Annotated in this window: 6 protein-coding genes; 5 read left to right on the top strand and 1 reads right to left on the bottom strand. The window is 64.3% G+C overall.

Annotation, left to right across the window (positions count from 1 at the left end; genetic code table 11):
- Both VNT00_RS01800 and pbpC read left to right on the top strand, forming a co-directional pair.
- Positions 1-3,526, top strand: a 3,526-nt coding sequence (locus VNT00_RS01800; protein WP_325583903.1) for an alpha-2-macroglobulin family protein, incomplete at its 5' end; no start/stop codon positions are given.
- 122 nt (positions 3,527-3,648) lie between these two features.
- On the top strand, positions 3,649-5,781 hold the full coding sequence (gene pbpC / locus VNT00_RS01795) for a penicillin-binding protein 1C (protein WP_414650865.1): 2,133 nt from the start codon (positions 3,649-3,651) through the stop codon (positions 5,779-5,781).
- On the opposite strand, the gene VNT00_RS01790 is transcribed toward pbpC, so the two are convergent.
- Positions 5,759-5,911, bottom strand: a complete 153-nt coding sequence (locus VNT00_RS01790) for a hypothetical protein (RefSeq protein WP_325583899.1) — start codon at positions 5,909-5,911, stop codon at positions 5,759-5,761. The genes pbpC and VNT00_RS01790 overlap by 23 nt on opposite strands.
- 345 nt (positions 5,912-6,256) lie before the next feature.
- Between VNT00_RS01790 and VNT00_RS01785 the strand changes: the two genes are divergently transcribed.
- From VNT00_RS01785 to VNT00_RS01775, 3 genes are all read left to right on the top strand, one after another.
- A complete protein-coding gene (locus VNT00_RS01785) occupies positions 6,257-6,784 on the top strand; it encodes a SecDF P1 head subdomain-containing protein (RefSeq protein ID WP_325583896.1) in 528 nt (175 codons plus the stop codon).
- A gap of 102 nt (positions 6,785-6,886) precedes the next feature.
- Positions 6,887-7,336, top strand: a complete 450-nt coding sequence (locus tag VNT00_RS01780) for a hypothetical protein (protein ID WP_325583894.1) — start codon at positions 6,887-6,889, stop codon at positions 7,334-7,336.
- A 121-nt stretch (positions 7,337-7,457) separates the two neighbouring features.
- Positions 7,458-8,750 (top strand): aspartate carbamoyltransferase, encoded by a 1,293-nt coding sequence (locus VNT00_RS01775; RefSeq protein ID WP_325583892.1) that lies wholly within the window; start codon positions 7,458-7,460, stop codon positions 8,748-8,750.
- The last annotated feature ends 13 nt before the right edge of the window (positions 8,751-8,763 follow it).

Below are 8,763 nucleotides of genomic sequence, written 5' to 3'. Positions count from 1 at the left end.
CTTGCCGTCCCTTGGCGGCCGGGCGCGCGACCTGCTGTTCGAAACCACGTTCGCGGATCCGAACGGACAGATCCAGACGCTGAGCCAGACAGCCACGGTGTGGCCGGCAAGCGTGGTGGCCGGCATACGCGCCGGCAGTTGGGTGGAGCAGGGCCGCGACATTGCCGTCACGGGGCTGGCGCTGTCGCCGCAGGGCAAGCCGCAGGCCGGTGTGGAGATGTCCATCAAGGCGGTGAGCCGAATCATCTATTCCACCCGCAAGCGCATGGTGGGCGGCTTTTATTCCTACGACAGCCACACTGAAACCCATGACCTGGGCGTCGTCTGCCAGGGCAAGACCGATGCCCAGGGACAATTGCCTTGCCAGGCCAAGGTAAAGCAATCGGGCAATATCGAATTGGTGGCGACGGCCCGCGATGCCCAGGGGCGCGAATCCCGGGCCATGTCGTCGGTATGGATTACGGGCGCGGGCGAGCTGTGGTTTGGCGGCGCGAACGACGACCGCATCGACATCATTCCCGGCAAGAAAGAATATGCGCCGGGCGAAACCGCCGAGTTCCAGGTGCGCATGCCGTTCCGGGAAGCGACCGCGCTGGTTGCCGTCGAGCGCGAGGGCGTGTTGTCGACGCAGGTGGTGGAATTGAAGGGGAATAACCCGCGCGTGCGGATTCCCATACAGCCGCAATGGGGGCCCAATGTCTATGTGTCGGTGCTGGCGCTGCGCGGGCGGCTGCACGAGGTGCCCTGGTACTCGTTCTTCACCTGGGGCTGGAAGCAGCCGGCGGCCTGGTTCCACGCCTACGGCGGCGCGCATGGCGAATACCGCGCGCCGACCGGCCTGGTCGATTTGTCCAAGCCGGCGTTCCGTTTCGGATTGGCCGAAATTCGCGTGGCCGACAAGCAGGATCAGCTCGTGGTCAAGGTAAGCAGCGACAAGACGCGCTATCAGGTGCGCGGCAAGGCCGAAGTCACGATACAGGTTTCGTTGCCCGACGGCACGCCCGCGGCCAATGGCCAGGTGGCTTTCGCGGCGGTGGACGAGGCCTTGCTGGAACTGGCCCCCAATACCAGCTGGAAATTGCTGGACGCCATGCGCCAGCGCCGCAGCTACGGGGTCGAAACAGCCACCGCCCAGATGCAGATCGTCGGTCGGCGCCATTATGGGCGCAAGGCTGTGGCGGCAGGGGGTGGAGGGGGCATGAGTCCGACGCGCGAATTGCTGGATACGCTGCTGCTGTGGCGCCCCTTGGTTCAGCTCGATGCGCAGGGCATGGCGCGCCTGACCGTGCCGCTCAACGACGCCATTACGTCGTTCCGGCTGGTGGCCATTGCCGACTATGGCGCGCAGCGTTTCGGCACGGGGCGAGCCACCATTGCCGCCACGCAGGATTTGCAGGCCATTTCGGGGCTGCCCGCCCTGGTGCGGGAAGGCGATCATTATCAAGCCATGCTGACTGTGCGCAACACCACGCAGCGGGATATGCGCGTGCGGGTGGAAGCCGGCTATTCGGGAACAGGCCTGCCTGCCGAGGAGTTGCCGGCGCAACAAGTGCAGGTGCCGGCTGGCGCCGCGCAATCGGTGACCTGGCCGGTGCAGGCGCCGGAAAGCAATTTGCCCGATGGGGCGGTGGACATGAATTGGGTCTTGCAGGCGCATGAACTTCCCCAGGACGCGCGGGCGGAACCGTCGGCGCAGGCTCCGGCCAATGGGCCGTCCGCGGGCGCGGCGAAGGGTGGAAATGGGCTGGCGCAAGACCGTCTGGCGGTAACGCAAAGGCTTGTGCCGAGCGTACCGATTGCCGCCACCCAGAGCGTTTTGATGGAAATCGGGCAGGACCACCCCGTTCGCCTTGCCGTGCAGGCGCCGGCAACGAGCCTGAAGAACGCCAAGGGCCTGCCCAGGGGCGGTCTGGAGATCTACCTGCAGCCGTCGCTGGGGGGAAGCCTGCCGGGCGTTCGGCAGTGGTTCAAGGCTTATCCCTATACCTGCCTCGAGCAGCTTGGCTCCAGGGCCATCGGCATGCGCAGCAGCGAGCAGTGGGCCAAGGTGGTCGCTCAGTTGCCCGATTACCTGGACGACGATGGGCTGGCCAGCTATTTTCCGGGGCTGTCGCAAGGCAGCGAGGTGTTGACTGCCTATCTGCTGGCTGCCAGCAACGAAGCGCAAGCCCTGGGCCTGCCGTTTTCCATCCCCAAGGAAAGCCGCGACAGGATGACGCATGGCTTGCAGGCCTTCGTCACCGGCAAGATCGTGCGGAATCGCTGGGCGCCGCAACGCGACCTGGACGTGCGCAAGCTGCTGGCCCTGGAAGCCTTGTCGCGCGAAGGCCTGGTCGATGCGCGCATGTTGGACAGCATCGTCATTGCTCCCGACCGTTGGCCGACCGGGGCGGTGATCGACTGGCTGGCGATCCTGCGGCGCGTTCCGTCCATTCCCGGCAGCGCGGCCCTCAAGGCGCAGGCGTATCAGAACTTGCAGGCCCGCTTGCTGAGCCGGGGAACCGAGCTGGTGTTTGCGGATGATGCCGGCAACAACTGGTGGTGGCTGATGTCCAGTCCTGAAGTGAATGCCGCCAGGCTGATGCTGACGGTCATGGACGACCCCGCCTGGGCCGACGACATGCCGCGTTTGGCGCAGGGCCTGATGGCGCGTCAGCGCGATGGGGCCTGGCGAACCACCACTGCCAATCTATTGGCCAGCCTGGCCATGGAGAAGTTTTCGCGCCGCTACGAACGCGCCGGTATTTCGGGTAAGACGCGTTTGAGTCTGGAACCGGGCGGTGTTGCGCAAACCTATGCCTGGCCGCCCGCAGGCGCCGCGGCGGGTGGCGCCGTGCGGGCCTCTGGGGCGCGGATCGGCGCGGCGTCCGGGGTCAAGGCGCCAGTGGATATTCCGGTGGTTCGGTACTTCGAGCCCTGGACGAGCAATGCCGGGCAGACTCTTGCCATCGAGCATCAAGGCTTGGGCCAAGGCTGGGCAACTGTGCGTTCAATGGCCGCCGTGCCGGTCGTCAAGCCCGTCATGGCCGGCTATGAACTGCAAAGGCAGGTGACGCCGGTTTCGCAGGCTGTGCCGGGGCAGTGGACGCGCGGCGATGTGTACCGCGTGAGGCTGCATATCGTCGCCAGGACGGCCACCACGTGGGCGGTGCTCAGCGATCCGGTGCCTGCCGGGGCCACGATACTGGGCAGCGGCCTGGGCAGGGATTCGGCCATTGCAGCCGGCGATGCCTCGGAGGATGCCGCATCGGCCGACCGCGAGGGCCAATACAGCCGGCCTCCGAGCTTTGTCGAGCGCTCGTTCGATTCGATGCGCGCGTACTACGATTACCTGCCTCAGGGCGAGACCAGCCTCGAATACACCGTCCGGCTCAATACCGTCGGGCAGTTCCAGTTGCCGCCCACGCGCATCGAGGCGATGTATCAGCCCGATGTTCGCGGCATCTGGCCCAATGGCGCCGGCTTGACCGTGCGTGCGGTGGCGCCGGGCGTTGCGCCCAACGGTGCGACGGCGGGAGGTAAATAGCCTTGGCAGTATTGCCCGTCTCGAAGCAGGGGTTGCCGGGTGTTTGTGCAAGCCTGGAAAAGTTCCAGGTCCAGACGTGGCCATGGCGGTGCTGGCTGTTGGGATGCGTGCTGCTGTTCGGCATGGCTGGAACGGTTTGTGCCATGCCGTCGTATGAGCAGGTAAAAGCGCAATACCGCGCATCGGACGTAATCCTGCTGGATCGCAACGGCCAGCCCTTGCAGCGCCTGCGCACCGACTACCAAGGCAGGCGCGGCGACTGGCTTGCCATCGGCGACATCTCGCCGGCCTTTCAGGAGGCGGTGCTTTTGTCGGAGGACAAGCGGTTCTATTCGCACGACGGCATCGATTGGCGGGCGATCGGCGCCGCGGCCTGGGACATCGTGACGGGGCACGGGCGGCGCGGGGCATCGACGGTAACCATGCAACTGACGGGCCTCATCGATGAACCCTACCAGCGGCGTCCGCAAGGCCGCAGCCTCAGGCAGAAAATCGACCAGATGCTGCTGGCGCGCGAACTGGAACATCACTGGAGCAAGCCGCAGATACTTGAAGCCTATTTGAACCTGGTTTCGTTTCGCGGCGAGCTGGTGGGCGTCGATGCCCTGGCTCGGGTCCTGTTTCAAAAGCATGCCAGCGGGCTGAACGCGCGCGAGTCGGCGCTGGCCGCCGTGATGCTGCGCGGCCCGAACGCTTCCCCCAAGCTGCTTGGGCAGCGTTCCTGCGCCTTGCTCAGGCAAATGGAGCAGCCGCAAGAATGCGAGGGCCTGGCGGCTTTCGTTCGGGCCAGTTTGAGGCGGGTGGCGGCCCGCCGGGCCGACAGCCAGGGCCTTGCGCCGCATTTTGCGCGGTGGGTGATGGAACAAGAACATCCGCAGCCCGGCGCACGGTTGAAGACCAGCCTCGACGCGGATCTGCAGCGGTTCGCCATACAGTCCATGCAAAGGCATCTGCAGGCCCTGAAAGCCGGGAACATTGGCGATGGGGCTGTGGTGGTTTTCGACAACGCGACGGGCCAGGTGCTGGCTTACGTTGGTTCGTCGGGGGAGCTGTCCAGTTCGGCCTGGGTGGATCACGTCAGGGCCAGGCGCCAGGCCGGATCGACGCTCAAGCCGTTTCTTTATTCCCAGGCCATCGAGCAAGAACGCCTGACGGCGGTGTCGCTGCTGGAGGACGGCCCGCTGGGCCTGCCCACGGGAAACGGGCTGTACATACCGCAAAACTACGACAAGCGCTTTTCGGGCTGGGTCAGCGTGCGCACCGCGCTGGCATCGTCGCTGAACATACCCGCCGTGCGTACTCTGGCGCTGGTGACTCCGGATGCGTTCCAGCAGCGCCTTGTGAACCTGGGTCTGCCGCTGGATCGCACCGGGGATTTCTACGGATACAGCCTGGCGCTGGGCAGCGCCGATGTCTCGCTGCTGACGCTGGGCAATGCCTATCGCGCCCTGGCCAACGAAGGGCGTTATTCGCCGCCCGCCTATCTTCCCGCGGCAAGCGGAGCCGAGTCCTCCTCGACGGTCGTGTCGCCCGCGGCGGCCTGGATCGTGGGCGACATACTTTCCGACCGTCATGCGCGGGCCCGAACCTTCGGCCTGGACAGCCCACTGGCCACGCGCTTCTGGACGGCGGTGAAAACAGGCACCAGCAAGGACATGCGCGACAACTGGTGCATGGGCTGGTCGCAGCGCTATACGGTCGGAGTTTGGGTGGGCAATAGCAGCGGAGCCAGCATGCGCGATGTTTCAGGCGTTTCGGGCGCGGGGCCCATCTGGCACGACATCATGAACTTCCTGCACCGCCGGGTCGACAGCAAACAGCCCGAGGCGCCGGCGGGAGTCGTGGCGCGGCACGTGGTGTTCGATTCGGGGCTGGAGCCCGCGCGCACGGATTATTTCGTGGGGGATACCGCGGTGAGTACGGTCAGGGCGCGCCGCGAGCTGAAAAGCGCGGCGGCTCTGCCCAGCATCGCCAGCCCCGTTGGGGGAACGATAGTTGCGCTGGATCCGGACATTCCACCTGAAAACCAGAAGCTGTTGCTGCAGGCCAAGGCGTTGGCCGCCGGAGATGCGGACGCCGTGCAGTGGAGGGTGGATGGCCGGCCGGCCGGAACCGGAGGCCGCCTGATGTGGACGCCCTGGCCGGGCAGGCACAATGTGGAACTGCTGGATGCCGAGGGCAGGGTACGGGATAGCGCTGCGATCGAGGTGCGTGGCGCCGCCCTGAAAAGCCTTACTTCGCGGCCGCGTGGCTAGCGACGACGTGATCGTGTTCGTGGATGCCTTGTTCGCCATGATGCACGACGAGGCCGAACACCACAAGCCAGAATATGGTGATGATGGCAGTGACGAGCATGGGCGAGAATGTGGGTTTGGTATCAGCCATGAAGGCCTCCGCAAAATACGTGGTAACTGAGTAGGGTGTGAATGGGTCAACGTGCTATCTTGACACACTTTGGAATGCCCGCCAAATTGCAGGCCGTCCAGGAGCCGTCCGCCCGCGCGTTGACAAATCTTTACTATTTTCGCTCCATATACCTGACCACGGGCTTAAGCGCGGGTCGTGCTCTTTGGCGCAAGGCCGGGCGGGGCAAGCGCCGCGGCCTGGGCTCCGCCGGGGGATGAATACACCCGGGCGAACGGTCGTAGTTCTACACAAATGGCCGAATTGCATGGCTGCGCTTCCTGTTAGAATTTCAATCATCATATAAAACCATCTAGGGGGCGATTCATGAAAATCATGCGAACTATGGCTCGTATCGTCGTGCCGGCAAGCCTGGTGCTGCTGGCGGCTTGCCAATCCATGCCCGGAAAGCAAACGTCCACCAAGCCCGCTCCCGAAACCACGCTGCAGGCATCCAGCCATGGCGCCCCCGTTGCCGTGTTCCTTGCCGACACCGTCGCCCAGGCGGGCTGGAGCCCGGTAAAGATCCAGTCCGGCGTACTGTATGTCAATCCCCAGCCTGTCGTAACCCGCGACGATCTCGTCGGCGTGCGGGCCGGCACCAATAAAGAAGGCGAAGGCCTGCTTGCTCTGGCGCTGAACGAAGTAGGCCAGAAAAAAGTCGCTTCCATCACGGCAAGCAACCCCAACAAGCGGCTGGCCCTGGTGGTCGGGCGAACCATGCTGGCGGCGCCCAATTACACCACCACCGTCACTTCCGACCAACTGGTGTTCGGGGTGGGAACGGCTGAAAACGCCACGGCGGCCGCCCGCGCCATCGCCGGCGTCGATGCTCCGGCCGCCGGCGCCAAATAACATGCCGCCTCGGGGCCTGCGCGTGTTTCCGTTCTCGTTATTCGGGTTGCCATGAACGTATCCGGACGTAATGAATATTTCAGGCCCCAGGCAACCATGCTGATGCTCGGGTTCAAGTATCTGGCCTGGCTCAACGGGCTGGGTTTGCTGCTGGTCATGTGCTGCGCGCTTGGGGTCATCTCCACCGACTTCTCTCCCGACTGGCTGCGCCTGCCGCTGCTTGCCTTCAGCTGCGGCATTTTGTTTTGCGGGCTCAGCCTGCTCTGGGCCTACCTGGCGCAAACCAGCCTGCTCAACCAGGCCATGTCGGGCTATGCGCGGCGCACGCACTGGGTGCCGCTGACCTGCACGATCGTTGCGTTTTGCCTGAGCCTCGTCGCCTTTCTCATTGGCTGCTGGCTTATCGTGTACCTGGCTGGAGTCAGCTATCAGTCGTCCGACTCCGACGCTCCCACGGCCAACGATGAAGTGGCTCCGTACTCCCAGTCGAGCCGCACCGAGTTTTTCCGGCACGACCCGGATGCGCGGGCGGTGTTGTTTTTGCCGCGCTGACCGGCATCGCCTGCCCGCCGGCTCACCGGCGTTGTATTTTGCCAATAGCTACTTAAAATACTCGTTATTTTAGCTTGCTGCCCATAAAATATGCGCAATGCGCATATTTTATGGGGGCGATATGTCTGTATCTCAGCAAGTCTTTCTGCGCGACGCCATGCGTCGCCTGAATCTTACCCGTGACGTTTTCGCGGCTCGTATCGGCGTCAAACGGCGCGCGCTGGATACATGGCTGTTGCCCGAAGGCTCGCAGGAAGCGCGCGGCATGCCCGAAGTCGTGACCCGTTTCGTCACCGAAATCGTCGACAACGAGGCGCTTCTTAAAAAATATGCGCAAAGCGTACAATCCGGCCCGCTGCGCGATAGAATCGCCAGCGACGGCAAGCATCAGTTGCTGTCGGTCGACCAGTTCACGCGCGAATCCGTGGAAGAGCTGTTCCGCATCGCCGACTTGATGCAGCCCATCGCCCGCCGGCAGAAGGTCTCGCGCGTGCTGGAAGGCGCGGTGCTGGGCAATCTGTTCTTCGAAGCCAGTACGCGCACGCGCGTAAGTTTCGGCGCCGCGTTCTGCCGGCTTGGCGGCTCGGTATGCGACACCACGGGCTTCACGTTTTCCTCCATGGCCAAGGGCGAGTCCATTTACGACACCAGCCGCGTCATGAGCGGCTACGTCGACGCCATGGTCATACGCCATCCCGACCAGGGCTCGGTGGCCGAGTTCGCGCGTGCAACGAATATCCCGGTTGTCAACGGCGGCGACGGCCCGGGCGAACATCCCAGCCAGGCGCTGCTCGACCTGTACACCATACTGACCGAGTTTTCCCGCCTGGGAAAACTGCTGGATGGCGCGCACATCGCCCTGGTGGGCGATCTTAAGTACGGACGCACGGTGCATTCGCTGCTCAAGCTGCTGGCGCTGTATCGCGGCCTGAAGTTCACGCTGATCGCGCCGCGCGGCCTGGAAATGCCCGGCTACATCATCGAGCAGGCCAGCAAGAACGGCCACGTCATCGAGCAGACGGCCTCGCTGGAAGAGGGCCTGCCCGGCGCCGACGTGATTTATGCCACCCGGGTCCAGAAAGAGCGCTTCGCCGGTGAAGAGCTCGAGGGCTATACCGCCGAATTCCAGGTCAACAAGGCAATCGTTGACAAGTGCTGCGGGCCGGACGTCATTGTCATGCATCCCTTGCCGCGCGACAGCCGCGAGGGGGCGCACGATTTAAGCGTCGACCTGAACGAAGACCCGCGCCTGGCGATCTTCCGCCAGACCGACAACGGCATTCCCGTGCGCATGGCGATTTTCGCGGTTCTGATGGGCGTCGAAGGGCTGGTTCAGCACTCGCTGCGCGACGTCACCTGGAGCCCGCCTTCCCATATCGGGCCCGACGACAGCGTGTTCCACGGCATCGATTAGCCGGGCCCGCTGC

This window comes from Eoetvoesiella sp., assembly GCF_035555955.1.
In the GTDB taxonomy this organism is placed as follows: domain Bacteria; phylum Pseudomonadota; class Gammaproteobacteria; order Burkholderiales; family Burkholderiaceae_B; genus Eoetvoesia.
This window is presented reverse-complemented; position numbering and strand designations above follow the sequence as displayed.